The following is a 23,782-nucleotide window of genomic DNA, read 5'->3' as shown; positions in this document are numbered from 1 at the left end:
AATCCGGCACACGCCGGGCGCCGGACCGATTGACGACTAAGTTACTCACCAGTAGCTTTGGTTACTGCATGGGCCTGCGCGGGCATACTAGTCTTGGGGCATACCCCAGCGCGGGACCTCGGATATCAAAGGAGCTATAGTGCGCGAATTCAGTGTTCCGCCTCTTGTTGTTGTCGCACCGGAGACCAACATCACCGACCTGGTACTGCGGCAGGCCACCAAAGCCAGCAACCCCGCACTGTTTTCCCGGCTTGATGCGGCAGGCGCCTGGCAGGACATTTCCGCCACGGACTTCCTGGCCGACGTCCAGGTCCTGGCCAAGGGCCTGATCGCCAGCGGCGTGGGTGCCGGTGACCGCGTGGGCATCATGTCCCGGACGCGCTACGAGTGGTCCCTGGTGGACTTTGCCATCTGGTTCGCCGGCGCGGTTTCGGTCCCGATCTACGAAACGTCGTCGCCGTCGCAGGTGGCCTGGAACCTTGGCGACTCCGGCGCCGTGGCCGCGTTTGCAGAGTCCGCGCACCACGAGAACATCATCCGGCAGGCCGTCACGTCCGAGGCCCTGACGGGGCTCCAGCACGTCTGGCAGCTGGAAGGCGCCGGCCTGGATGCCCTCCGCGGGGCCGGCGGGGACGTCAGCGATGCGGACCTGGAGCAGCGCCGCTCCACGGCCGGCCTGGCCGACGTCGCCACCATCATCTACACCTCCGGAACCACCGGCAGGCCCAAGGGTTGTGAACTGACCCACGGCAATTTTGTGGAACTCTCGGACAACGCACTGTCGATCATCGGCGAGATCGTCCACGAAAACGCCAAGACCATCATGTTCCTTCCCCTGGCGCACGTATTCGCCCGGTTCATTTCCGTCCTGGCCATGGCCGGTGGCACCACCGTGGCCCACACGCCGGACATCAAGAACCTCCTGGCGGACCTGCAGAGCTACGAGCCCACGTTCATCCTGGCAGTACCCCGCGTCTTTGAGAAGGTCTACAACTCGGCACTGACCAAGGCCGAGGACGGTGGCAAGGGCGCCATCTTCCACCGGGCAGCCGATACCGCGATCGCCTACTCCAAAGCCCGGCAGGACGGCCGTGTGGGCCTGGGCCTCAAATTGCGCCACGCGCTTTTCGACAAACTGGTCTACGGCAAGCTCCGCGCCGCCATGGGCGGGCAGGTTGCCCACGCCGTGTCCGGCGGCGGCCCCCTGGGCGAACGCCTGGGCCACTTCTTCCAGGGCATCGGAATGCAGGTCCTAGAAGGCTACGGCCTGACCGAAACCACGGCGCCGATTTCGGTCAACACCCCGTCCAGGATCAAGATCGGCTCGGTCGGCAAGCCGCTGCCGGGCAACGCGGTCAGGATTGCCGACGACGGCGAAATCCTCGCCAAGGGCGTTTGCGTGATGCACGGCTACTACCACCGCGAAGAGCTGATGGCCGAAACCTTCGTGGACGGCTGGTTCCGGACGGGTGACATCGGCCGCCTCGATGAGGACGGCTTCGTCTGGATCACCGGCCGGAAGAAGGAAATCATCGTCACCGCCGGCGGCAAGAACGTGATCCCGGCTCTCCTCGAAGACCAGATCCGGGCTGACGCCCTGGTGTCGCAGGTGCTGGTGGTGGGCGATAACCGGCCCTTCATCGGAGCACTGGTCACGCTGGACACCGAGGCGCTGCCGGGCTGGCTCCAGCGCCACGGCCTGCCGGGCGATACGTCCCTGGCGGACGCTGCGGGCCATCCCGTGGTGAAGGCCGCCGTCCAGGACCTCATCACCGCGGCCAACGCCTCGGTCTCCCAGGCGGAGGCCATCAAGTCGTTCCGGATCGTCCCGGCTGACTTCACCGAAGCGTCAGGGCACCTGACCCCATCCATGAAGGTCAAGCGCGCCCAGGTCATGAAGGACTTCGAGACGGTCATCGACGAGATGTACGCGGCCCCGCGGGGCTGACGGGGAACACAAAAGCGCGGGGCCACCTCACGTGGCCCCGCGCTTTTTTGCTGCCTAGGCGATGACGAGCAACAGGTCCCCGCCCTGGACCTGCTCCACCGCGGAGATGGCGAGCCGTGAAACAGTGCCGCCCACCGGCGTCGTGATGGACGCCTCCATCTTCATGGCTTCGATGGTGGCGATTGTATCCCCGGCGCTGACGGTGTCACCGGCCTTCACGGTCACCGTTACGGCGCCGGCGAACGGCGCTGCGACGTGGCCCTGCTGGGCCGGGTCTGCCCTCTCGGCAGCCTTGACGTTGCTCACCACTGACCGGTCCCTTACCACCACGGGCCGGGACTGGCCGTTGAGGGTGCACATCACGGTGCGCATGCCCTTCTCATCCGGCTCCGAGACTGCTTCGAGGGAAGCGATCAGCCGGACGCCGCGCTCCAGCGTGATCTCGTGTTCGGTGCCCTGCTGCAGCCCGTACAGGTAGTCGCGGGTATCCAGGACCGAGATGTTGCCGAAGGTTTCGACGCTCTTGAGGTAGTCCTTGGTGGGGCCTGCGAACAGGAGCCGGTTCAGCGTGTGCTGGCGGGTTTTGGAATCCGCCTTCAGCGCCGCGCTGTCCTCGGCGCTGAGCTCCACGTCCCGGACCTTCACGGCCCGGCCCTGGAGTGCCTTGGTGCGGAACGGCTCCGGCCAGCCACCGGGAGGATCCCCCAGTTCGCCGGACAGGAAGCCGATGACGGAATCGGGGATGTCGTAGTTCTGCGGGTTTTCGTTGAAGTCCGCCGGGTCGGCGTTCAGGCCCACCAGGTGCAGGGCCAGGTCACCGACCACCTTGGACGACGGCGTGACCTTCACCAGGCGGCCCAGGATGCGGTCCGCAGCGGTGTACATGTCCTCGATGGCTTCGAAACGCTCCCCCAGGCCCAGGGCCATTGCCTGCTGGCGGAGGTTGGAGAGCTGGCCGCCGGGGATCTCGTGCTGGTACACGCGCCCTGTGGGGCCCGGCAGGCCGGATTCGAACGGGGCGTAGACGCGGCGGACCGCCTCCCAGTACGGCTCCAGCGAGCTGACGGCGGCCAGGCTGAGCCCCGTGTCGCGGGGCGTGTGGGCCAGACCCGCGACCAGGGCCGAAGCGGAAGGCTGGCTGGTGGTGCCTGCCAGGGATGCGGAGGCCACATCCACGGCGTCCACACCGGCGTCCACGGCCGCCAGGAGCGTGGCCAGCTGGCCGCCTGCGGTGTCGTGGGTGTGCAGGTGCACCGGCAGGTCGAACCGCTCGCGAAGGGCGGTGACGAGTTTGGCTGCGGCGGCAGGGCGCAGCAGGCCGGCCATGTCCTTGATGGCGAGGATGTGAGCGCCGGCGTCGACGATCTTCTGCGCCAGGGCCAGGTAATAGTCAAGCGTGTAGAGCGTCTCCGCCGGGTCGAGCATGTCCGAGGTGTAGCAGAGTGCCACCTCGGCCACGGCGGTTCCGGTGGCCCGGACGGCGCGGATGGCCGGGGCCATCTGGTTGACGTCATTGAGCGCATCGAAGATCCGGAAGATGTCGATGCCGGTGGCAGCCGCTTCGTTAACGAAGGCTTCGGTCACCTCTTCCGGGTACGGGGTGTAACCCACGGTGTTCCGGCCGCGGAGCAGCATCTGCAGGCAGACGTTGGGCAGCGCCTTGCGCAGGGCCGCCAGCCGGTCCCAGGGGTCCTCGCCGAGGAAGCGCAGGGCAACGTCGTAGGTTGCACCGCCCCAGGCCTCAACGGAGAGCAGTTCCGGCAGGAGCGCCGTGACGGCGGGTCCGGCTGCCACCAGGTCGCGGGTGCGGACACGGGTGGCCAGCAACGACTGGTGCGCGTCGCGGAACGTGGTGTCCGTGACGGCGACGGCGTTTTGCGCCCGCAGCGCCGCGGCGAACCCCTCGGGTCCGAGCTCCTGGAGTTTCTGGCGGGAACCGGGTGCCGCCGGCAGGCCCTTGACGGCGGGAAGCTTGTCTGCCGGGTTCGAGTGGACCTTCAGTTCGCCGTTGGGCTTGTTGACTGTCACATCTGCCAGCCACGTCAGGAGCTTGGTGCCGCGGTCAGCGGAGACGCGGGCCTTAAGGAGCTCCGGGCGTTCGTCGATGAAGCTGGTGGCCACGTTGCCGGCGATGAAGTCGGGATCGTCCAGCACCGCCTGCAGGAACGAAATGTTGGTGGAGACGCCACGGATCCGGAACTCCGCGAGGGCGCGGCGGGCCCGGGCCACGGCAGCAGGGTAGTCCCGGCCGCGGCAGGTGAGCTTGACCAGCATGGAGTCGAAGTGGGGGCTGATTTCGGCACCCGAGTAGACGGTGCCGCCGTCGAGCCTTACGCCTGCGCCACCGGCGGAACGGTAACCGGTGATCTTTCCGACGTCGGGCCGGAACCCGTTGGCCGGGTCCTCGGTGGTGATGCGGCTCTGCAGGGCGGCGCCCTTGAGCTGGACGGTTTCCTGGGACAGGCCGAGGTCCGCGAGGGTTTCGCCGGCGGCGATCCGCAGCTGGGCCTGGACCAGGTCCACATCCGTGACTTCCTCCGTCACGGTGTGCTCCACCTGGATGCGGGGGTTCATCTCGATGAACACGTGCTGTCCGGCGCGTTCGCCCACGGTGTCCACCAGGAACTCGACGGTTCCGGCGTTGACGTAGTTCAGGGCGCGGGCAAATTTTACGGCGTCCCGGTAGAGGGCCTGGCGGATGCCTTCGTCCAGGTTGGGGGCCGGGGCGATCTCGATGACCTTCTGGTGCCGGCGCTGGATGGAACAGTCACGCTCGAAGAGGTGCATCACGTTGCCCTCAGCGTCCGCGAGGATCTGCACTTCAATGTGGCGGGGCCGCAGGACTGCCTGTTCGAGGAACATGGTGGGGTCCCCGAATGCGGCGTCCGCCTCGCGCATGGCTGCCTGGAGGGCTTCCGGAAGCGCTTCACGGGTGTCGACGCGCCGCATGCCGCGGCCGCCGCCGCCGGCCACGGCCTTGGCGAAGATGGGGAAGCCGATTTCGTCGGCGGCGGCGATCAGTTCATCGAGGTCCTTGGACGGCTCGCTGGACTTAAGGACGGGCACGCCGGCTTCCTTGGCAGCCTTCAGGGCTGCGACCTTGTTGCCGGCGAGCTCCAGGACCTCGGCGGGCGGCCCAACAAAGGTGATGCCCGCTTCTTTGGCCGCGCGGGCCAGGTCCGGGTTCTCGGAAAGGAAGCCGTAGCCGGGGTAGATGGCGTCCGCACCGGACTCCTTGGCCACCCGTACAACTTCGGCAACGTCCAGGTAGGCCCGGACGGGGTGTCCCTGCTCGCCAATGAGGTAGGCCTCATCGGCCTTCTGGCGGTGGATCGAGTTGCGGTCCTCGTTGGGAAACACAGCAACGGTCTTGGCGCCCAGCTCGTAGCTGGCGCGGAAGGCCCTGATCGCGATTTCGCCGCGGTTGGCCACCAGAATCTTGGAAAACATACTTCTCCTGCATCATCGCGGGTGGATCGGTGAGTGGTCACAGTGTCTAGGACCGTTGCCGCCAAACACAAATCTTTGTGGCAACCGTCACAGATTTCGCCGTCATCTCCTCGCCGCTTCCACCGGGCCCGAAAGAACCGCCTCCCGGCCTTGGGCGCCGGTGCCATGCCCGGGGCCTGCTGAACGCAGGATTAGCCCGGCCGTCAACATATGATGGTTGGGGCAGCAGGGCTGCCCTGCTTCGGCTCCGCCGGAGCATCTCTGCTCCCAACACGGCATCCGGCGTTAGGTTTTGGTCTTCCAGTGCAAGTAGTCAGCATCAGCAGCCTTAAGGGTGGAGTCGGTAAGACTTCCGTCACCACAGGATTGGCGTCTGCGGCGCTGGCCGCGGGCATCCGCACGCTGGTTGTGGACCTTGATCCGCACGCGGACGCCACCACCGCCCTCGGCGTCCAGCAGGACGGCCAGCTGGACATCGGCCGGATGCTGAAAAGCCCCCGCCGCGCCAGGCTTGCGGAGAACGTGGTGGGCAGCGGCTGGACCGCCCGGGCCAAGAGCAACGGTGCGGGCCCCGCCGTGCTCGATGTTGCGGTGGGCTCCGCTTATACGGGCATCTACGACCGGCCTGATCTTGGCCGGCGCGACCTGCGCAGGCTGTCAACGGTGCTGGCCGGCGCCGGGACCTACGAGCTGGTGCTGATCGATTGCCCGCCGTCGCTTAACGGCCTGACCAGGATGGCCTGGTCAGCCAGCGACAAAGTGGCCCTGGTGGCCGAGCCGGGCCTGTTCTCGGTGGCCGGAACGGAACGCACCATGCGCGCCATCCAGCTCTTCCGCCGCGAGTTCGCCCCCAACCTCTCCCCCGCCGGGATCGTGGCCAACCGGGTCCGGTCCGGGTCGTCCGAACACACCTACCGCCTCGCGGAAATGGAATCAATGTTCGGCGACCTCCTGCTGAGCCCCCGGATTCCGGAGCAGGCCAACTGGCAGCAGATCCAGGGCGCCGCCCATCCGGTGCACCACTGGCCCGGTGATTCCGCCAAGTCCGCCGCCCTGCTTTTTGACGACCTGCTGGCGAATCTGATGGCAGCAGGAGCCGGCCTGCGGAGCCGCGCGCGCTGACAACCCCGCACTGCACCCAGGCAACGAGAAAGGGCCGCTCCAATGAGCGGCCCTTTCTCGTTGTTCCAGCCTGGTATCAGCTGATCTTCCGTGCCGCCCGGCGTTTACTCAGTTCGTCGTCGGGAAAGGAATGTTCGGCGGCGTGTTCGCTGGGAAGGGAAGCGAGACTGCCTTCCACCTCACGCCAGACGCGGCCCACGGCGATGCCGAACACCCCCTGGCCGCCCTGTACAAGATCAATGACTTCGTCCGCGGAGGTGCACTCGTAGACGCTGGCGCCGTCGCTCATGAGCGTGATCTGGGCCAGGTCCTCCACTCCGCGCTCCCGCAGGTGTTCCACCGCTGTGCGGATCTGCTGCAGCGAAACCCCAGTGTCCAGGAGCCGCTTGACCACTTTCAGGACCAGGATGTCCCGGAAGCCATAAAGGCGCTGGGAACCGGAGCCGGCGGCGCCGCGGACAGCGGGTTCCACCAACCCGGTGCGGGCCCAATAGTCCAGCTGGCGGTAGGTGATGCCAGCGGCCTTGCACGCCGTAGGGCCGCGGTAGCCCGCGTCCTCGTCCAGGACCGGGAGATCCTCCGTGAACAGGAGTCCCTGGGCTCCGCTGACGGGCAGAGCAACGCCGGCAGTGGGCTGTTTCAGCCCGCCTGATTCGCCTTTGGGACTCACCTGGATCCTCCTTGTTGTGCGCTCCCGGGAACAACTGCAGCGTCATCAGGCACAAAGGCCATGAATGTAATTTCCGCAGGGCGCACTTTCCAGTGTGACTTGCCCGGCTGCCGTAAGCAATGGGAACTTGATACTTCGACGTTAGGCCCGGCGGGGCACAAGGTCAAAGACGTTGACGGCTTTGCGCAGGCGTGTCGAAACTTTCAGCCTCAACTTTAACCTTAACGTGACCTTCAGCTGTCGAAATCCTCGGGTTCCACGTCGTCAAGGAACTCCCGGAACCGGCGTAGCTCGCGCTCCTCGTCGGCGGTGGGTCCCGGCTGGGTGTCCTCACCCTCATCGTGTTCGGTGATCCGCACGCCCGCCTCATCCATCACGGAGTCGGCACACCAGATGCGGCATTTCGCCCGGAGCGCCACGGCCAGGGCGTCCGATGCCCGGGAACTGACGGTGGTCCCATTGTCGAACTGGAGCTGGCCGTAGAAGATGTTGTCCTCAACGGCAACGATGTTGACGCTGACCACGGCGTGGCCCAGGGATTCCACCACGTCCACCAGGAGGTCATGGGTCATGGGCCGGGGCGGGACCACTCCCTGCTGCGCCAGCGCAATGGCACTCGCCTCAGGGGTGCCGATCCAGATGGGTACGTGACGTTCCCCGTGGATTTCCCGGAGCAGTACCAGGGGCTGGTTGGAGGGCAGTTCGATCCGCACGCCCACGATTTCCACTTCAATCATCAGATGTCCATGCGGGAGATGTGGTCCTGCACCAGGGCGCGGTGGAGGGTGAGGCAGAGGTCGCTGATTTCGCGGGCGGCCTCGGCCGCCCGGGCCTGCGACGCGGCGTCCTTCCGGGATGCCAGCGGGGCGACAACGCGCTCCACGAGCCCGAACTCGCGTTCGGCCGCGGCCTGGAACGGCCGCAGGTGGCGGGGTTCGAGCCCGTGGCTTTCCAGCTGCACACAGGCGCGGGCCACCTGGAGGGCATGTTCCTCGAACCGGCCACCGGTGTGGGTGATCAGGCCAAAGCTCAGGAGCGACTGCAGGAGGGGAACGCTGGCACCGGATTCGGTGCGGAGCTGTTCCTCAGTCAGGGTCCGGCCTCGGTTCTGCAGCTCGGCAGCGAGTTCATCGGAGACGATCCGGGGTGAGACCACAACACCGGGCGGCAGGTTTTCCGGCCGCTCTCCCCTGTCAATGGCGTCAAGGTAGTCCTTGATCACTTTCAGGGGGAGGTACTGGTCGCGCTGCAGGGCCAGGACAAACCGGAGCCGCTCAACGTCGCCATCGGAATACTGCCGGTAACCTGCGGGGGTGCGCCGCGGGTTGATAAGTCCCTTTTCTTCAAGGAACCGGATTTTGGACGCGGTCATGCCGGGGAAGTCCCCGCTGAGCTGCGCGAGGACTTCGCCGATGTTCAGGACCTGGGGTCCCCGGCGTTCGGGTTGTGCCATTGCCACAGGCAGTGGTCCCCGGGTCAGCTGCGGCCTGCAGCGCTGGCAGGGCTCAGGTAGAAGGTGAGGCGGAATTTGCCGATCTGGACTTCGCTGCCGGACTTGAGCTCCACGCTGTCCACCCGGTCGTGGTTGACGTATGTGCCGTTCAGGCTGTTGCGGTCCACCACTTCGAAGCTTTTGTCGGTGCGGCGGAACTCGACGTGCCGCCGGGAGACCGTAACGTCGTCAAGGAAAATATCAGCGTCCGGGTGGCGTCCGGCGGTGGTGACGTCCGAATCCAGCAGGAAACGGGCACCGGCGTTGGGGCCGCTGTGCGCCACGAGCAATGCCGAGAACGCGGGCAGCGCTTCCACGGAGGAGCGTTCCTCGGTGGAGAGTTTCGGGGCTATGGTGGGCTCGTCCGCCACCGGTGTGAGATGGATCGAGGTGGTCTCCGACGCTCCAGCCGCACCCGTGCCGTATTCCCCGTCGGCAGGGTTCTGTGTGTGGCCAGCCATGGATTCCTCCTCATTTCCGCAGCGGGCGCGCGCCCGCTTCCAACGATTACCCACCGGCCCTGCCCAGCAGGTCCGGCTCCGGCACCCCATCCTGTAGCTGACGTGCGGAGACGCCGTGCCTGGAACGCTGGGGCCGGACCGGATTTACCGGTTGGCTTTAGCCTACCTGCTGTTCGTACTCGGATGCACTGAGCAACGACTCAACGGCGTCCGCTTCGGCAAGTTTGACCTCGATGAGCCAGCCGTCACCATAGGGATCGGTGTTGATCAGGGCCGAATCACTGTCCAGCGACTCGTTGCGGGCCACCACTTCGCCGCTGACGGGAGCGTAGATGTCGCTGACGCTTTTGGTGGATTCAACCTCGCCCACCACTTCGTTCGCCGTAACTTTGGTGCCGGCTTCGGGCAGTTGGGCATACACCACGTCACCCAGCGCGTCCTGCGCGAAGTCGGTGATGCCTACCCGGACCACGCCCTCGGCGTTGGGAGCGGTGACCCACTCGTGTTCGGCGGTGTAGGACAGCTCTTCGGGAATGTTGCTCATCAGGGGCCTTTCAATCGGCTCGGACACCAAGGTCAACGCCGGCCCTGAAACGGACCGCCGGTGAAAGTATAGGCATATCCGGTGGCTGCATTCGCGGGGCTTTTGCGACAAGATGGGACCCATGAGTGGACGCGCCCGCACCCGCTGCCCGGAACCGGGCCGGTAGGACATGCCGGAGATGCCGGAAGTGGCCGGCCTGGCCGGATTCCTGGACGAGCACCTTCGGGGCGCCGTGGTGTCCTCGGTGCAGATTGTGTCGTTCGCGGTCCTCAAGACGGCCGACCCGCCGTATTCGGCGCTGGAAGGCCGGACGGTGGACGGTGTGCGCCGGTTCGGGAAGTTCGTCAGCATCGATGCCGGTGGCCTGTCCCTGGTGTTCCACCTGGCCCGTGCAGGATGGGTCCGTTTCACCGACTCCCCCGCAGCCGGCCGGCTGAAGCAGGGCAAGGGCTACATTGCCGCACGGCTGGCGTTCGAGGGTCCGGACGGTCCCCACGGCTTTGACCTGACCGAGGCCGGTACGCGCAAGAGCCTTGCCGTCTACGTGGTGCGTGACCCCCAGGAGGTGCCGGGGATCGCTTCCTTGGGGCCGGATCCGCTCAGTACAGGGTTCGACGCCGGCACCTTCGCGGAGATCCTGCGGGCAAGTCCGCAGCAGATCAAGGGGGTCCTTCGAAGCCAGGGCATTATTGCCGGGATCGGTAACGCCTACAGCGACGAGATCCTGCACGCCGCGCGCATTTCACCGTTCGCGATCGCCAAGTCCCTGGCTGCCGACGAGGTGGCTGCCCTGTTCGCTGCCATCCACACCATCCTCGGTGCGGCGCTGGCCGAGGCCCGGGGCAAGCCGCCGCAGGACCTCAAGGACGTCAAAAGAAGCCACCTGCGGGTCCATGCCAGGACCGGGCTGCCCTGCCCGGTATGCGGGGACACCGTCCGCGAGGTCTCCTTCGCGGACACTGCCCTGCAGTACTGCCCCACGTGCCAGACCAAGGGCAGGATCCTGGCAGACCGCCGGACGTCGAAGTTCCTGAAGTAAACCCCGGAGGTACTAGGCGGCCCGGACTTCCACGGTTCCGTCCGCTGCCCCGCCAAACACAATCAGCTGGTTGGCGATCTTGTCCGTGAAGAACCTGTCGTGGCTTACCACCACCACGGCGCCCGGGAAGTGCAGCAGGGCGCGTTCCATCACCTGGGTGCTGGGCAGGTCCAAATGGTTGGTGGGCTCGTCGAGGAGCAGCACGGCCGCCCCGGACAGCAGGCATTGGGCCATGGCGACGCGGGCCCGCTGCCCGCCGGACAGTTCACGGATGCGCTTCTTCTTGTCCGCCTCGGAGAACTGGAACATGGTCAGGAAGCGTCCCACCGACTTGCGCGTGGCGGTGAGGGCCAGGCTGTCGGGCATGGCGTTGACCGCGTGGGTGAGGGTGTCGTCGTCGTCCAGGTCTTCGAGGACCTGGTTGTAGGAGATGACTTTGGCGCCGGCAGCCCAGGCTACGGTGCCCGTGTCAGCTGTTTCCTCGCCGGTGAGGACGCGCAGCAGGGTGCTTTTGCCGCTGCCGTTGGCGCCCCGCACCACGATCCGGTTCCGGCGGCGGACCTCGAAGTCGAGGCCGGCGAACAGCGTGCGGTCCCCGTACCCTTTGCCCAGCCCGTTGACCCGGCACAGCACGTCCTTGACGTGCAGGCCGCGGTAGATTTCGGTGATGATTTCGTCCACGGGACGAGGCGCCCGGGATTTCCTGATGCCGGCCAGCTGTTTGTTCAGTCCCTTGCTGGCGGCTTTGGCGGCCTCGCGCCTGTCGGCGATGCCCTCCGCTTCAAAGGCCAGCAGCTCGGATTCGTGCACAAACTGGGCCTCGAGGCTCTTGAGCCGGAACTGTTTTGTGACGACGTACTCGGCGAAGTTTCCGGGGTATTCGTGGAGGTGGAAGTTCTCCACTTCCACGATGCGGGTGGCGACGGAGTCAAGGAACTTCCGGTCGTGGGAAACGATGATGGCTGCGCCCTTGAAATCGCGGAACCACGCTTCCAGCCATTCCACCCCCTGGATGTCCAGGAAGTTGGTGGGTTCATCCAGGAGCAGGACGTCCGGTTCCTCCAGGATGATCCTGGCGAGGGCCGCGCGGTTACGCCAGCCGCCGGAGAGGTCGTCGATGGCGCAGCTCCGGTGCGCTTCCACAAAACCGAGCTTGGTCAGGGCCTGGTCGATCTTCCGGTGGTAGTCCCACCCGTCGAGCCGGTCCATGGCTTCGAACAGTTCGGCCTGCCGGACAATCAGCCGGTCCTGCTCAGGGCCGCCTGCGGGATCGGCGGCGATCGCGGCGTCGATGGCTGCCAGTTCGGCCTCGACTTCGTGGACCTCGACGAACAGGGCGTCAAGGACCTCGGTGATGGTGGCGGTGCCATCCAGTTCGGAGAACTGGGAAAAGTACCCGATCCGGATGCCCTCATCCACGGATACGGTGCCGGACTCGGGTTCCACCTGGTCCAGGACGAGTTTGAGCAGCGTGGTTTTGCCGGAGCCGTTCCGGCCGATCAGGCCAACCCGGTCTTTGGCGTCGAGGCGGAAGAACGCCTCGCGCAGGATCTGCGTGTTCTCGAAACGGACGTGGACATCGTTCAATCGAACCAGGCTCACTGCGGTCCTTCCTGCTTAAACGGAAAAAGCACCCGATGTTCGGGTGCTTTTTCCTTATTTGGTCGGGCTGACAGGATTTGAACCTGCGACCCCTTGACCCCCAGTCAAGTGCGCTACCAAGCTGCGCTACAGCCCGCTGGTTCCGCCGTTCTCCGCTGTATGTCCACCCCGAATTCCTTCAGGATTTCCATCAGCAGTCCGGCCGAACCACCTAGAAGAGCTTACACGATTCCGGAGGGTGCCTGTGACACTTTCCGGCTGTTGCCTTCCAGGTGTGTCGGAATTAACGCTTCTTGCCGCGTTTTTCCCGGACACGCATGTTGACCTCGATAGGTGTTCCTTCGAAACCAAACGTTTCCCGGAGCCGGCGGGTGATGAACCGGCGGTAGCCCGGATCCAGGAATCCGGTGGTGAACAGCACAAACTTCGGCGGCCTGCTGGAGGCCTGGGTGCCGAAGAGGATGCGGGGCTGCTTGCCGCCGCGGACGGGGTGCGGGTGGGCCGCCACGAGTTCGCCGAGGAAGGCGTTGAGGCGGCCTGTGGGGATGCGCTTGTCCCAGCTTTCCAGGGCCAGGTCCAGGGCAGGCACCAGGCGGTCCTTGTGCCAGCCGGTCAGCGCGGAGATGTTGACGCGCGGAGCCCAGGCCACGTGGGCCAGGTCCCGTTCGATTTCCTTCTCCAGGTAGCTGCGGCGTTCGTCGTCAAGCAGGTCCCATTTGTTGAAGGCCAGGACCATGGCCCGGCCGGATTCGATGGCGAGCTGCAGGATGCGGACGTCCTGTTCGCTGAGGACCTCGTCCACGGCCAGGAGCACCACGGCGACCTCGGCTTTTTCGAGGGCAGCCTGGGTCCGGAGCGAGGCGTAGTAATCCGCGCCCTGGGCCATGTGCTGGCGGCGGCGGATGCCTGCGGTGTCAACAAACCGCCAGGTCCGGTCGCCGAGTTCGATGAATTCGTCAACCGGGTCCCGGGTGGTGCCGGCGGTGTTGTCCACCACCACGCGCTCGGAGCCGGCCAGCTTGTTCAGCAGCGAGGACTTGCCCACGTTGGGACGGCCGATCAGGGCGATCCGGCGCGGACCGCCGGAGCGTTCCACCCCCTCGATGGTGGAGAACTCGGGCAGGGTCTCGATCACGTGGTCGAGGAGGTCCGCGACGCCGCGGCCGTGCAGGGCCGAGACGGGGTACGGCTCGCCGAAGCCGAGGCCCCAGAGTGCTGCCGAGTCGGCTTCCTGGGCGAAGTCGTCCACCTTGTTCGCCACCATGATGACGGGCTTCTTGCTGCGGCGCAGCATTTTCATCACGCCTTCGTCCGTGGCAGTGGCGCCGACGGCGGAGTCCACCACAAAGAGCACGGCGTCGGCCAGCTCCACGGCCATTTCGGCCTGCTCGGCAACGCGGGCGTGGATGCCGCGGGCGTCGTGCTCCCAGCCGCCGGTGTCCACCAGGGTGAAGTTCTGGCCGTTCCAGTTGGCGGCGTACATCACGCGGTCGCGGGTGACACCGGGGGTGTCTTCCACCACCGCTTCACGGCGGCCCAGGATGCGGTTGACCAGCGTGGACTTGCCCACGTTGGGCCGGCCGATGATGGCCAGGACCGGGTCCAGCTGGACGGGACCGTCAAAGTCCGCGTCGTCGTAGTCCCCGCTGAGCAGGGCGGCGTCGTCCTCGTCGAGGTCGTAGTCAGCCAGGCCGGCCCGGAGGGACGCAGCGCGGAGCTCCGCCTCGTCGTCGCCGATCGCTGCCATCCGCTCTGCCACCTGGTCGGAGCCGGTGGGGGTGTATTCGTCTTCGCCGGCGCCGGAGTGGCCGGATGTTTGAGTCGTATCGCTCATTGCATTGTCCTTAAGGTCTGATCTGCCGGCGTCCCGGCTACTGCTGTCAAGTCTGTGTGATCCCCGGTGCCGGGCAACCGCTGTCCGCTGAGGCGGACTGCGTCCTGGACGTGCCCCGCCAGGGCTGCGCGGATCTCCTGCGCCGCCCTGTCCATTGAAGCACGCCCGCTTTCCCCGGCCCTGCGGCCCAAGGTGAGGGCCCCGCCGAAGCTGACGTGCAACCGCCGGCCCGGCCGGGGCACTGAGTCGAGGTGTTCGCCCCCGGTCCTGGTGCCCAGGATGGCGACCGGCACCACCGGGGCGCCGGTCTGCAGGGCCAGCCAGGCCACGCCGCTGCTGATGCCCGCGGCTTCACCGCTGCCCCGCGTTCCTTCCGGCAGGATGCCAACGCACCGGCCGGCGTCGAGCAGTTTGGTGCACCGCTGCAGCGCAGCCCGGTCCCCCGACCGGTCCACGGGAAGCTGCCCGGACGCGGTGAGGACCCGGCCCAGGAATCCCTTGAACATTTCCTGTTTGACCAGGATGTGCATGGGCCGCGGTGCTGCCCCGAACATCACGGGTCCGTCCAGGAAGCTGATGTGGTTGCCGGCGAAGATCACCGGGCCGCCGGTGGGGACGTTGTCCCTGCCGGTGATGGTGGTCCGGTAGATGAGGTGGTCCAGGACCCAGCCCACAGGCCGGCTCCAGGACATGGTCCAGCCGGCGGGTACAGCGGCTGTGCCCTTAGTCACGGTTCAGCACTTTCGTGACGATCACCAGGGCGGCATCCACCGTCTCCTCGAAGTCCAGGTCGGACGAGTCGAGGGTCACCACGCCGTCGGCTGCCTGGGTGAAGTTGACCACCGTGGAATCCCTGGCGTCGCGGTGGGTTACCTGCGCTGCCAGCTGCTCCGCGCTTTGGGTGCCGCCCAGCTGGATGCCGCGCCGGCGCAGGCGGGCCTCTTCGCTGGCGGTGAGCAGCATCCGGACTTCGGCGCCGGGTGCGACGACGGTGGTGATGTCCCTGCCCTCGACGACGATGCGGCGGTGGTGCTTTTCAATAAGCGCCCGCTGGCGGCGGATCAGTTCGGTCCGGGCGCCGAGAGTGGTGGCCACGGCGCTGACGGCAGCGGAGATTTCCGGCTCCCGGATGGCATCCGTGACGTCCGTTCCGCGCACCCGGACAAAGTCCTCCTGTGGGCTGGAGCTGAGCTCAAGCACCAGGTCCCGGGAGGCCTGCTCCACGGCCGCCGCATCCTCCAGGTCCAGGCCCTGGTCAACGCAGTGCCAGGTCAGGGCGCGGTACATCGCGCCGGTGTCAAGGTAGGCAAGGCGGAGCCGGCGCGCCACTTCCTTGCTGACGCTGGACTTGCCGGAGCCAGAAGGCCCGTCGATGGCAACTACCAGCGGCCGGCCCACGCGGAGCGCGGGCATGGTGTCGAGAAGTTCCTGTGTCATTACGAAAGTACCCGCCATCCGCGGTCGTTAAGGGCTTCGATCAGGTGGTCGTGCTTGTTCGGCAACACAGACAATTCCACCATGCCGACGTTTTGTCCGGACGAGTGGTCCAGGCGCAGGTCCTCAAGGTTTACCCCGATTTCACCGATTTCGGTCAGCAGCTGAGCGATCTGGCCCGGTTTGTCGTCCACCAGGACCGTGAGCCAGGAGTAGGCCTGCGGGGGTCCGCCGTGCTTGCCCGGGATACGGGCCTGCCCGGCGTTGCCTTCGCTGATGAGCTGGGCAAGGTCAAGCCGTGCGCCGGGAGCGGTGGGCTGCTCAAGGGTGCCGATAAGCCGGTTCAGGTCGTCACGGACGCCATAGAGGATCTCCACCACCTTGGCGGCGTTGCCGCCAAGGATCTGAACCCACAGGGTGGGGTCGCTGGCGGCGATGCGTGTGACGTCGCGGAGCCCGTTGCCGGCCAGGGACAGCGCGTGCAGCGGCGTCCCCTGGAGCCGGCTGGCCAGCAGTGATGACATCACCTGGGGCAGGTGGGAAACCAGCGCCACGGCAGCGTCGTGCTCGTCCGCCGTGAACTGGGACACCACGGCACCCAGGTCGGCGCCAAGGGCCCTGGCCGCCTGCAGTGCAGTTCCGGAGGTTTCCGGGGTGGGGCAAACCACCCACGGCATGGAGGTGAAAAGTTCACCGCGCGCCGCCACCGGGCCGGACTTCTCCCGGCCGGCCATGGGATGGGTCCCCACGTACCGGGACAGGTCCGCACCGGTGGCGCGCAGCCGGGCCAGGATGTCCGCCTTCACGCTGGCGATGTCAACAACCGTTGCCTGCGGGTAGTCGGCGAGGGCGCCGGCCACCACCTCGGCAGTGACGTCCGGCGGTGCAGCCACCACCACCAGCTGCGGGCTGCCGTTGCCCAGTTCAGGCAACGGCCGGCCCGCACCGATGTCCACGGCCACGGCCTGGTTGGTGGGCGAAGGGTCCGCGAGGAACACGGGAACCCCGCGGCCCCGCAGTCCCAGCCCGATGCTGGCACCGAGCAGTCCCGTGCCAAGGACCACCACGGGCCCGTCCAGGTGCCCGCGGCCCTGGCTTTGGAAAGCGGACATGCCTCAGAGTCCTACGGATGCCAGCAGGTGGCCGACTTCCTGCTTGCCGAGGTTCCGGATGCTGCCCTGGCGCTGGTCGCCGAGGCCGATGGGGCCCACCTTGACGCGCACCAGGCGCAGCACGGGGAAGCCTACGGCGTCGAACAGGCGCCGGACAATCCGGTTCCTGCCCGAGTGGAGCACCACTTCGATGAGCACGTGGCCGGGGGTGGAGTCCACCAGCCGGAAGGAGTCCACTGACGCGATGCCGTCCTCGAGTTCAACGCCGGCCTTCAGCTCAGCGCCGATGCCCTGGGGGAACGGCCCGCGGACCTGCACCAGGTAGGTCTTGGGGACTTCGTAGGAGGGGTGCGTCAGCCGGTTGGCGAGTTCCCCATCGTTGGTCAGCAGCAGCAGGCCCTCGGTGGCCACGTCGAGGCGGCCTACATGGAAGAGGCGTTCGCCGTGGTTGTGGCGGATGAAGTCGCTGATGCAGGGCCGGCCGTCAGGATCCTCCATGGTGGACACAACGCCCTTGGGCTTGTTGAACACCAGGTAGGAGAGGGTTTCGTCCAGCTGGATCCGCAGGCCATCCACGTGGATGACTGCGGTCTTGGGGTCGATCCGGACGCCGAGTTCGGTGACCACCTGGCCATCAACCTCCACGCGGCCTTCGGCGATCATCTCTTCGCAGACTCGGCGTGACGCCACGCCGGCCTGGGCCATGACTTTCTGCAGGCGGATGCCGTCGGAGTCGTGCAGGTCCGACTGGGGCACGTCGCCGCGGGGGCCTTTCTTCCGGGCGGGCCGGCGGACCGGGCCCAGGTTCTGGCCGAAGCGTTCGCTGCCGAAGGCCCGTGACGCGGCTGCGCCGGGCTTGCCGGTGCGCGGTTTGGCTTTCGGGGCGCCAGGGGTGCCGGGCAGTTTCTTGGCGCCGGGCTTGCGTGCTGCAGGCTTGCGCGACGCCGGCCTGGCCGGGTTCGCGTCCGGGCCGCGGCCGCTGTCCGTGGCCTCGAGGTCCGGATCGACGAAGCGTTCCTCGCGCGGTTTCGGGGCGCGGTGCGGCCGGTCGCCGCCGGCAAACCCGCCGCCGCCGTTGAATCCGGCGCCGCGCTTTGGCGCGCCGCCGCGGGAGCCGCCGTTGAAGCCGCCCCCCTGGGGGGTGTTGCGTCCGGAAGTGTTGCGTCCCGAACCGTTACGTGGTGAACCCTGGCGTCCCGCCTGTGTCATGACCCGTCCTTCAATGTTTTTGGCTCTTAAAGGTGTCCAAGGACAACCCTAACCAGCCGTGCAGACTTCGTCTGCCCTGATGAGTAATCTTGCGCAGGCGGGGACGTGCCCCGCCTACATTCGTTCGGCGTCGTAGAACTCCGCGATGCCGTCCAGCCCCGGTAGGTGGGGAGACAGCTGCGGAAGCTCGGCGACGGAACCGATGCCCATCCGCTCCAGGAAATACGAGGTTGTCCGGTAGAGGATGGCGCCGGACTCGGGATCTGTTCCCGAGTCCTCAATCAGCCCGCGCTGGGCGAGTGTCCGTACGACAGAGTCAACGTTGACCCCGCGAATTGCAGACACCCTGGCCCGTGAAACGGGCTGGCGGTACGCGATGACCGCAAGGGTTTCCAATGCCGCCTGCGTGAGCCTGGCCGTCTGTCCATCCAGCACGTACTTGCCCACGATGCCGGCGAAGTCCGTGCGGGAGTAGATCCGCCAGCCACCGGCGATGTTCCGCAATTCAAAACCCCGGGGGCTGGAGCCGAAACCAGCGATGCTGGCCTTTTCCATATCCGGGGCTTTAACAGTATAACCGTTATACTCGCGCTGCAGTTCTTCGAGCAGGCCGCGGACGGCGGGGACGTCCAGCTCGAGCCCTGCGGCGAGCTCCTCCTCCGTGGCGGGCTGGTCCAGGACCATCAGGACGGCCTCGAGGGCGGACTTCGCACCGCCGGGAAGTTCGTGGACCTGCGCACCGGCTCCGGCGTTCGGTACTTCGTGGTTCACAGTTGTTCCTCGTATTCTTCGCTCAGATTCTCAGCGGACCAGTCGCCGTGACCGGCGGTCCAGTGCACGGCGAGTTCGGCCAGCGCCACCGGTTGGTCGAAGGACACCGCTTTGTCCCGGAACAGTTCCAGCAGGGCCAGGAAGCGGGCCACCACCACCAGGGACGAATCCGCATCGGCGATCAGCTCCCGGAAGGTCAGGGGTGATTGCTGCCGCAGGCGCAGGCCCAGGCGCTCGGCCTCCTCCTTCACGCTGACGTTGCTGCCGTGTCCGTGCAGGTGGGCCAGGCCCACCTCCGGGGGCGGGGCCGTTTTGGGGTTAAGCGCGCCTGCGGCAAGGGCGGCGAACTGTTCGGGACTGTGTTTCCACACCAGTTCGGGCAGCATGGCCGCGAAGTGCCCCTCCAGCGCCACCTGCCGGGGGAACCGCTGGCCCTCCTCATGCAGGGTGTCCCCCAGCAGCGACGCGACCTGCTTGAACGCCTTGTATTGCAGCAGCCGGGCGAACAGCAGGTCGCGGGCCTCGAGGAGCGCAACGTCTTCCTCGTTTTCCACCTCGCCCGCAGGCAGGAGCCGGGCCGCCTTGAGGTCCAGCAGCGTCGCGGCGATCACCAGGAACTCGCTGGCCTCGTCCAGGGCCCACTCGCCGCCCTGCTGCTGCAGGTTGCGGATGTACTTGATGAATTCGTCGGTCACCGTGGCGATGGCAACCTCGGTGATGTCCAGTTGGTGTTTGGCGATCAGGGCCAGGAGCAGGTCGAAGGGGCCCGTGAAGTTGGCAAGCCGTACTTCGAAGCCGGGTTTGGTTTCGGCCACGGCGTGGCTAGGGTGCGCCGCCGCGGGAAATCAGCTCTTTCGCGAGCCGGCGGTAGGCGTCAGCCCCCACGTGGTTGCCGGCGTAGCTGGTGATGGGCTCAGCTGCCACCGTGGCGTCCGCGAACTTGATGGAGCGCTTGATGACGGTTTCGAAGACCTTCTCGCCGAACGCTTCCACCAGCCGGGTGATGACTTCGCGGCTGTGCAGGGTGCGGGCGTCGTACATGGTGGCCAGCACGCCGTCCACCTGCAGGCGCGGGTTGAGCCGGTCCTGGACTTTGTCGATGGTTTCCACCAGCAGCGCCACGGCGCGAAGGGCGAAGAACTCACAAATCAGCGGGATGATGACGCCGTGCGCGGCGGTGAGGGCGTTGACGGTCAGCAGGCCCAGGGACGGCTGGCAGTCGATCAGGACAACGTCGTAGTCGTCCTGGACCTTCTTCAGGGCACGGTCAAGGACCTGCTCGCGGGCAACTTCGTTGACCAACTGGACTTCCGCGGCGGACAGGTCGATGTTGGCCGGCAGCAGGTCGACGTTTTCCACACCGGTCTGGTGGATGGCATCGCGGATGTCCACTTTGCGGTCCATCAGGACGTTGTAGACGGTGAGGTCCAGTTCGTGCGGGTTGATCCCGAATCCTGCCGACAGGGCGCCCTGCGGGTCGAAGTCCACCAGGAGGACGCGGCGGCCGTATTCGGCCAGGGCCGCAGCCAGGTTGATGGTGGAGGTGGTTTTACCCACTCCGCCTTTCTGGTTGACCATGGCGATGACCCGCGCCGGACCGTGGGAGGACAGTGGCGCGGGCTCGGGGAACTCGCGGTACGGACGCCCGGTGGGGCCCATGACCGTGTTGTCCAGGTCGAATTCCGTGCCCTCCAGAGTTGCCGAACCCTGTTCGCTGCTCACGTATCTATCCACACTTTCACTGACGGTGATGTCCTGCCGCCGGACGGGCCGGCAGCGTTCCTTCTTCTTCCCAAGGTTACAGCCGCGGGCAGGGCTTTCCGGGCAACTTGACTTTTCCCGGATGTTGAGCCTTGACCTTCTGGTTGAGGTCGAAGGTTGGGGTTTTCCCGGTAAACACCACCGCCCCCGCAGCTCAGGCTGCGGAGGCGGTGGGTGCTTGGGGGGTTGCTGGTCAGGCGTTGACCGGGACCTGCTTCGTTTCGGTGCCCGGGTCGGCGGCAGGGACCGTTTCGCCGTGGCCGGCGATCATGGTCTGCTCGTCGAAGGGCACTTCGCCGGAGAGGACGCGGCCCACCTGGTCGCCGTCGATTTCCTTGACCCAGGTGCCCACCAGGATGGTGGCCACCGCGTTGCCGGTGAAGTTGGTCAGGGCGCGGGCCTCGGACATAAAGCGGTCGATGCCAACAATCATGCCGACACCGCCCAGCAGTTCGGGCTTGTGGGCCTGCAGCCCGGCGGCGAGGGTGGCCAGGCCGGCGCCGGTGACGCCGGCTGCACCCTTGGAGGCGATGATCATAAAGACCAGGAGGGAGATCTGGGCGCCCAGGTCAAGGGGCGTGCCCATGGCGTTGGCCACGAACAAGGATGCCATGGTCAGGTAGATCGCGGTGCCGTCGAGGTTGAAGGAGTAGCCGGTGGGAACCGTGACGCCGACAACAGGCTTGGAGACACCCAGGTGTTCCATCTTGGCGATCAGGCGGGGCAGCGCTGCTTCGGAGGACGAGGTGGAGAAGATCAGGAGGTACTCGCGGCCCAGGTACTTCATCAGCTTGAAGATGTTCACGCCGGTGACCACCTTGAGGAGCCCGCCCAGGATGATGACGATGAACAGGGCGCAGGTGATGTAGAAGGCGAGCATCAGGGTGAACATGCTCACGATGGCCTGGAAGCCGGTGGCGCCGACAACGGCGGCGATGGCACCGAAGGCGCCGATCGGGGCGAGCCACATGATCATGATGAGGATCCGGAAGACCAGGGTCTGGGCGTGGCCGATGGCCTTGAGGATCGGGGCGCCCTGCGGGCCCATCTTCTGGAGTGCGAAGCCCACCAGGATGGCGGCCAGCAGGGTGGGCAGCACCGGAATGTCGCCGGGGATGATGCCGAGCAGGAACGCGACGGTGGGGTCGGTGGCGGCCGGCTTGGTGGGGTCGTAGGGGGTGAGCTTCAGGCCCTCACCGGGGTGGATCAGGTTGCCCACCACCAGGCCGATGGCCAGGGCGAACGTGGACATCAGGACGAAGTAGCCAAGGGCCAGGCCGCCCACCTTGCCCACCGTGGCTGCTTTGGCGATGGAACCGATGCCAAGGACGATGGTGCAGAAGATGACCGGGCCGATCATCATCTTGATGAGCTTGATGAAGCCGTCGCCGAGGGGCTTGAGTGACTTGCCCACCTCGGGGAACATCAGGCCCACCACGGCGCCGAGGATTACGGCGGCGATGACGGCGATGTAAAGGTAGTGCGACTTGTCGATGCCCTTGCGCTTGGCCTTGGGGGTGCCGAGCGACTCTCCTCGTTGAGAGGCCATGATGTGTCTCCTTATGGATAATCTTGAAGACGCTGCGGCACAGATTCTGGGCTCAAGGCGTCCTTGCGGTGTGATATCCATCATTGGGCACACCGTGACGCAGCTCACCGTTGCGTTCATATTGGTCGTGGGAGGTACTGATGATCCACAGCTGGAGTATCGCCCGCAGGCTGTTTGTGGCGAACCTGCTGATTGTGGTGGCGTTCATCGCTGTGGTGGGGACGGCCACCTACCTGGACGCGAGGGACCGCACGTACGACGAGGCAGGCCTGCGCATGGCCGGCATCGCCTCCGCCATCGCCGCCAGTCCCCTGGTGCTGGCGGCAGCGGCGACGCCGGACCCCTCAGCCCTGCTGCAGCCTTACGCCCGGGAGGTGATGGCAGGGGCCGACGTCGACTTCATCACCATCATGGCCCCGGACCGGACCCGGTGGACCCACCCCCGGGACGAGGAGCTGGGCCGGCCGTACATCGGTTCCATTGACGCCGCCCTGCAGGGGCAGGAGTTCACCGAGGTCACCGCGGGGACCCTGGGCCCGTCCGTGCGGACCATCGTTCCGGTGAAGGACGCCGGCGGCACCGTCCGCGCCCTGGTGGCCGCGGGCGTCACGGTCCGCACCGTGGACGTGGCGTTTGCCGCCCGGCTGCCTGCCCTGCTGGCCATCGGCCTGGCCCTGCTGCTGGGCGGTTCCCTGGCATCGTGGCTGCTGGGCCGCTACCTCCGCCGGGTCACCCGCGGCTGGGGGCCGGAGCAGCTCTCGCAGCTCTTCGCCTACTACGAATCCGTGCTGCACTCGGTCCGGGAAGGACTCATCCTCATCGACACCCGCGGCAGCGTGGTGATGTACAACGACCAGGCCGCCGAGCTCCTGGGCCTTGCGGCCAGCAGCCTGGACCCCACCAGGCCACCGCAGCTGGCGGACCTGCCGCTGGACGATGGCCTACGGCGGCTGTTCGAGTCGGGACGGACCGTCAAGGACGAGATCATCCTGGCCGGTTCGCGCATCCTGGTGGTGAACCAGGCGCCGGCGAAGGGGCCGGCAGGGGCTGGCTCCCGGGGCAGGGCTGATGTTTACGGCACCGTGGCCACGCTGCGGGACAGGACCGAGATCGAGGCGCTGGGCAACGAGCTGGAAACCATGCGCACCCTCTCCGGGGCGCTGCGGGCCCAGACGCACGAACATGCCAACCGGCTGCACACCATGGTCTCGCTCCTGGAGCTGGGCCGGACCCAGGAGGCGCTGGACTTCGCCACCCAGGACCTGGCCCTGAGCCAGCGGCTGACCGATGACATGGTCAGTTCGGTGGACGAGCCGGTCCTGGGGGCCCTGGTGATGGGCAAAGTGGCCGAAGCCCACGAGCGTGGCGTCCAGTTGGACGTGGCAGCCCTTGGCTCCGGCACAGTGGCCGGCGTCGCAGTCCAGGACCTGGTGACCATCATGGGCAACCTGCTGGACAACGCGATCGATGCAGCCGCAGACGGCCCCCCGCCGCGCCGGGTGCAGCTGACGGTGGAGTCGGATGAGGAAGGCCTGGACGTGACGGTCCACGATTCCGGCGCCGGCATCAGCGCGGCCGCCGCGGAGAACATCTTCCGGCACGGCTACAGCACCAAGCAGTCAGGGCAGGGCAGCCGGGGCATCGGCCTGGCGCTGGTGCGGCAGGCAGTGCAGCGGCTGGGCGGTACGCTGGCCATCAACGGCCGGCGCGGTGCCAAGTTCGAGGTTTTCCTGCCGGCAACCCTGCCCGCCGAACCGGCCGAACCCGCCGAAAAGGAGCACTGA

At 66.7% G+C, this 23,782-nt stretch carries 20 protein-coding genes and 1 tRNA gene; 4 read left to right on the top strand and 17 right to left on the bottom strand.

What is annotated here, in order from left to right:
* Window positions 1–139: 139 nt before the first annotated feature.
* Window positions 140–1,948, top strand: coding sequence for an AMP-dependent synthetase/ligase (locus tag QRN07_RS17995; protein WP_050684125.1), 1,809 nt, complete (start codon window positions 140–142; stop codon window positions 1,946–1,948).
* Between the two features lie 54 nt (window positions 1,949–2,002).
* On the opposite strand, the gene QRN07_RS17990 is transcribed toward QRN07_RS17995, so the two are convergent.
* The gene (locus QRN07_RS17990) at window positions 2,003–5,398 is read right to left on the bottom strand and encodes a pyruvate carboxylase (protein ID WP_285241810.1); all 3,396 of its coding nucleotides are present in this window, start codon (window positions 5,396–5,398) and stop codon (window positions 2,003–2,005) included.
* A 303-nt stretch (window positions 5,399–5,701) separates the two neighbouring features.
* On the opposite strand from QRN07_RS17990, the gene QRN07_RS17985 reads away from it, so the two are divergent.
* Window positions 5,702–6,520: a ParA family protein gene (locus QRN07_RS17985; protein ID WP_285241809.1), complete on the top strand. Its 819-nt coding sequence runs from the start codon at window positions 5,702–5,704 to the stop codon at window positions 6,518–6,520.
* A gap of 76 nt (window positions 6,521–6,596) precedes the next feature.
* Here QRN07_RS17985 and QRN07_RS17980 read toward each other — a convergent pair whose 3' ends face one another.
* From QRN07_RS17980 to gcvH, 5 genes are all read right to left on the bottom strand, one after another.
* Window positions 6,597–7,190 carry a MerR family transcriptional regulator gene (locus QRN07_RS17980; RefSeq protein ID WP_285241808.1) on the bottom strand — a complete coding sequence of 198 codons (594 nt, stop codon included), beginning with the start codon at window positions 7,188–7,190 and terminating at the stop codon, window positions 6,597–6,599.
* Window positions 7,191–7,423: 233 nt separating this feature from the next.
* The gene (locus QRN07_RS17975; protein WP_050686081.1) at window positions 7,424–7,927 is read right to left on the bottom strand and encodes a bifunctional nuclease family protein; all 504 of its coding nucleotides are present in this window, start codon (window positions 7,925–7,927) and stop codon (window positions 7,424–7,426) included.
* A complete protein-coding gene (gene ftsR, locus QRN07_RS17970; RefSeq protein WP_050686080.1) occupies window positions 7,927–8,643 on the bottom strand; it encodes a transcriptional regulator FtsR in 717 nt (238 codons plus the stop codon). Before ftsR ends, QRN07_RS17975 begins: the two co-directional genes overlap by 1 nt.
* A gap of 23 nt (window positions 8,644–8,666) precedes the next feature.
* Complete coding sequence (locus tag QRN07_RS17965; RefSeq protein WP_285241807.1) at window positions 8,667–9,143, bottom strand: FHA domain-containing protein; 477 nt, start codon at window positions 9,141–9,143, stop codon at window positions 8,667–8,669.
* A 157-nt stretch (window positions 9,144–9,300) separates the two neighbouring features.
* Window positions 9,301–9,687, bottom strand: a complete 387-nt coding sequence (gcvH, locus tag QRN07_RS17960; RefSeq protein ID WP_050686078.1) for a glycine cleavage system protein GcvH — start codon at window positions 9,685–9,687, stop codon at window positions 9,301–9,303.
* Window positions 9,688–9,856: 169 nt separating this feature from the next.
* Between gcvH and QRN07_RS17955 the strand changes: the two genes are divergently transcribed.
* Window positions 9,857–10,726 carry an Fpg/Nei family DNA glycosylase gene (locus QRN07_RS17955; RefSeq protein ID WP_285241806.1) on the top strand — a complete coding sequence of 290 codons (870 nt, stop codon included), beginning with the start codon at window positions 9,857–9,859 and terminating at the stop codon, window positions 10,724–10,726.
* A 12-nt stretch (window positions 10,727–10,738) separates the two neighbouring features.
* Here the strand turns inward: QRN07_RS17955 and QRN07_RS17950 are convergent, their stop codons facing one another.
* The 11 genes from QRN07_RS17950 to QRN07_RS17900 all read right to left on the bottom strand — a co-directional run bounded on the left by QRN07_RS17950 (window position 10,739) and on the right by QRN07_RS17900 (window position 21,998).
* Window positions 10,739–12,328, bottom strand: a complete 1,590-nt coding sequence (locus tag QRN07_RS17950; protein ID WP_056598719.1) for an ABC-F family ATP-binding cassette domain-containing protein — start codon at window positions 12,326–12,328, stop codon at window positions 10,739–10,741.
* Window positions 12,329–12,387: 59 nt separating this feature from the next.
* Window positions 12,388–12,464 (bottom strand) — tRNA-Pro (locus QRN07_RS17945).
* A 147-nt stretch (window positions 12,465–12,611) separates the two neighbouring features.
* Window positions 12,612–14,162 carry a ribosome biogenesis GTPase Der gene (gene der / locus QRN07_RS17940; protein ID WP_056598716.1) on the bottom strand — a complete coding sequence of 517 codons (1,551 nt, stop codon included), beginning with the start codon at window positions 14,160–14,162 and terminating at the stop codon, window positions 12,612–12,614.
* Window positions 14,159–14,854 carry a lysophospholipid acyltransferase family protein gene (locus tag QRN07_RS17935; protein ID WP_050686073.1) on the bottom strand — a complete coding sequence of 232 codons (696 nt, stop codon included), beginning with the start codon at window positions 14,852–14,854 and terminating at the stop codon, window positions 14,159–14,161. The genes der and QRN07_RS17935 overlap by 4 nt, the downstream gene beginning before the upstream one ends.
* Window positions 14,855–14,885: 31 nt before the next feature.
* A complete protein-coding gene (gene cmk / locus QRN07_RS17930) occupies window positions 14,886–15,599 on the bottom strand; it encodes a (d)CMP kinase (protein WP_050686071.1) in 714 nt (237 codons plus the stop codon).
* Complete coding sequence (locus QRN07_RS17925; RefSeq protein ID WP_050686069.1) at window positions 15,599–16,708, bottom strand: prephenate dehydrogenase; 1,110 nt, start codon at window positions 16,706–16,708, stop codon at window positions 15,599–15,601. The genes cmk and QRN07_RS17925 overlap by 1 nt, the downstream gene beginning before the upstream one ends.
* Before the next feature lie 3 nt (window positions 16,709–16,711).
* Window positions 16,712–17,917, bottom strand: coding sequence for a pseudouridine synthase (locus tag QRN07_RS17920; RefSeq protein ID WP_050686067.1), 1,206 nt, complete (start codon window positions 17,915–17,917; stop codon window positions 16,712–16,714).
* Window positions 17,918–18,031: 114 nt separating this feature from the next.
* Complete coding sequence (gene scpB, locus QRN07_RS17915) at window positions 18,032–18,688, bottom strand: SMC-Scp complex subunit ScpB (RefSeq protein WP_056598710.1); 657 nt, start codon at window positions 18,686–18,688, stop codon at window positions 18,032–18,034.
* A complete protein-coding gene (locus QRN07_RS17910) occupies window positions 18,685–19,503 on the bottom strand; it encodes a segregation and condensation protein A (protein ID WP_050686063.1) in 819 nt (272 codons plus the stop codon). Before QRN07_RS17910 ends, scpB begins: the two co-directional genes overlap by 4 nt.
* 7 nt (window positions 19,504–19,510) lie before the next feature.
* Complete coding sequence (locus QRN07_RS17905; RefSeq protein ID WP_050686062.1) at window positions 19,511–20,410, bottom strand: ParA family protein; 900 nt, start codon at window positions 20,408–20,410, stop codon at window positions 19,511–19,513.
* 232 nt (window positions 20,411–20,642) lie between these two features.
* Window positions 20,643–21,998, bottom strand: coding sequence for a cation:dicarboxylate symporter family transporter (locus QRN07_RS17900; RefSeq protein ID WP_050686061.1), 1,356 nt, complete (start codon window positions 21,996–21,998; stop codon window positions 20,643–20,645).
* A 140-nt stretch (window positions 21,999–22,138) separates the two neighbouring features.
* On the opposite strand from QRN07_RS17900, the gene QRN07_RS17895 reads away from it, so the two are divergent.
* Window positions 22,139–23,782 carry a sensor histidine kinase gene (locus QRN07_RS17895; protein ID WP_056598707.1) on the top strand — a complete coding sequence of 548 codons (1,644 nt, stop codon included), beginning with the start codon at window positions 22,139–22,141 and terminating at the stop codon, window positions 23,780–23,782.

Source organism: Pseudarthrobacter sp. MEB009 (assembly GCF_030208875.1).
GTDB lineage: Bacteria > Actinomycetota > Actinomycetes > Actinomycetales > Micrococcaceae > Arthrobacter.
Note: the sequence above shows the minus strand (reverse complement) of the source record. Positions and strands in the feature narration are given on the sequence as shown.

Bases quoted from the DNA above. Each gene is read 5' to 3' on its own strand.
- ftsR (WP_050686080.1), bottom strand. From the start codon at position 8,643: ATGGCACAACCCGAACGCCGGGGACCCCAGGTCCTGAACATCGGCGAA.
- QRN07_RS17900 (WP_050686061.1), bottom strand. From the start codon at position 21,998: ATGGCCTCTCAACGAGGAGAGTCGCTCGGCACCCCCAAGGCCAAGCGC.
- gcvH (WP_050686078.1), bottom strand. From the start codon at position 9,687: ATGAGCAACATTCCCGAAGAGCTGTCCTACACCGCCGAACACGAGTGG.
- cmk (WP_050686071.1), bottom strand. From the start codon at position 15,599: ATGACACAGGAACTTCTCGACACCATGCCCGCGCTCCGCGTGGGCCGG.
- QRN07_RS17990 (WP_285241810.1), bottom strand. From the start codon at position 5,398: ATGTTTTCCAAGATTCTGGTGGCCAACCGCGGCGAAATCGCGATCAGG.
- der (WP_056598716.1), bottom strand. From the start codon at position 14,162: ATGAGCGATACGACTCAAACATCCGGCCACTCCGGCGCCGGCGAAGAC.
- QRN07_RS17920 (WP_050686067.1), bottom strand. From the start codon at position 17,917: ATGACACAGGCGGGACGCCAGGGTTCACCACGTAACGGTTCGGGACGC.
- QRN07_RS17955 (WP_285241806.1), top strand. From the start codon at position 9,857: ATGCCGGAGATGCCGGAAGTGGCCGGCCTGGCCGGATTCCTGGACGAG.
- QRN07_RS17975 (WP_050686081.1), bottom strand. From the start codon at position 7,927: ATGATTGAAGTGGAAATCGTGGGCGTGCGGATCGAACTGCCCTCCAAC.
- QRN07_RS17935 (WP_050686073.1), bottom strand. From the start codon at position 14,854: ATGTCCTGGAGCCGGCCTGTGGGCTGGGTCCTGGACCACCTCATCTAC.
- QRN07_RS17925 (WP_050686069.1), bottom strand. From the start codon at position 16,708: ATGTCCGCTTTCCAAAGCCAGGGCCGCGGGCACCTGGACGGGCCCGTG.
- QRN07_RS17895 (WP_056598707.1), top strand. From the start codon at position 22,139: ATGATCCACAGCTGGAGTATCGCCCGCAGGCTGTTTGTGGCGAACCTG.
- QRN07_RS17965 (WP_285241807.1), bottom strand. From the start codon at position 9,143: ATGGCTGGCCACACACAGAACCCTGCCGACGGGGAATACGGCACGGGT.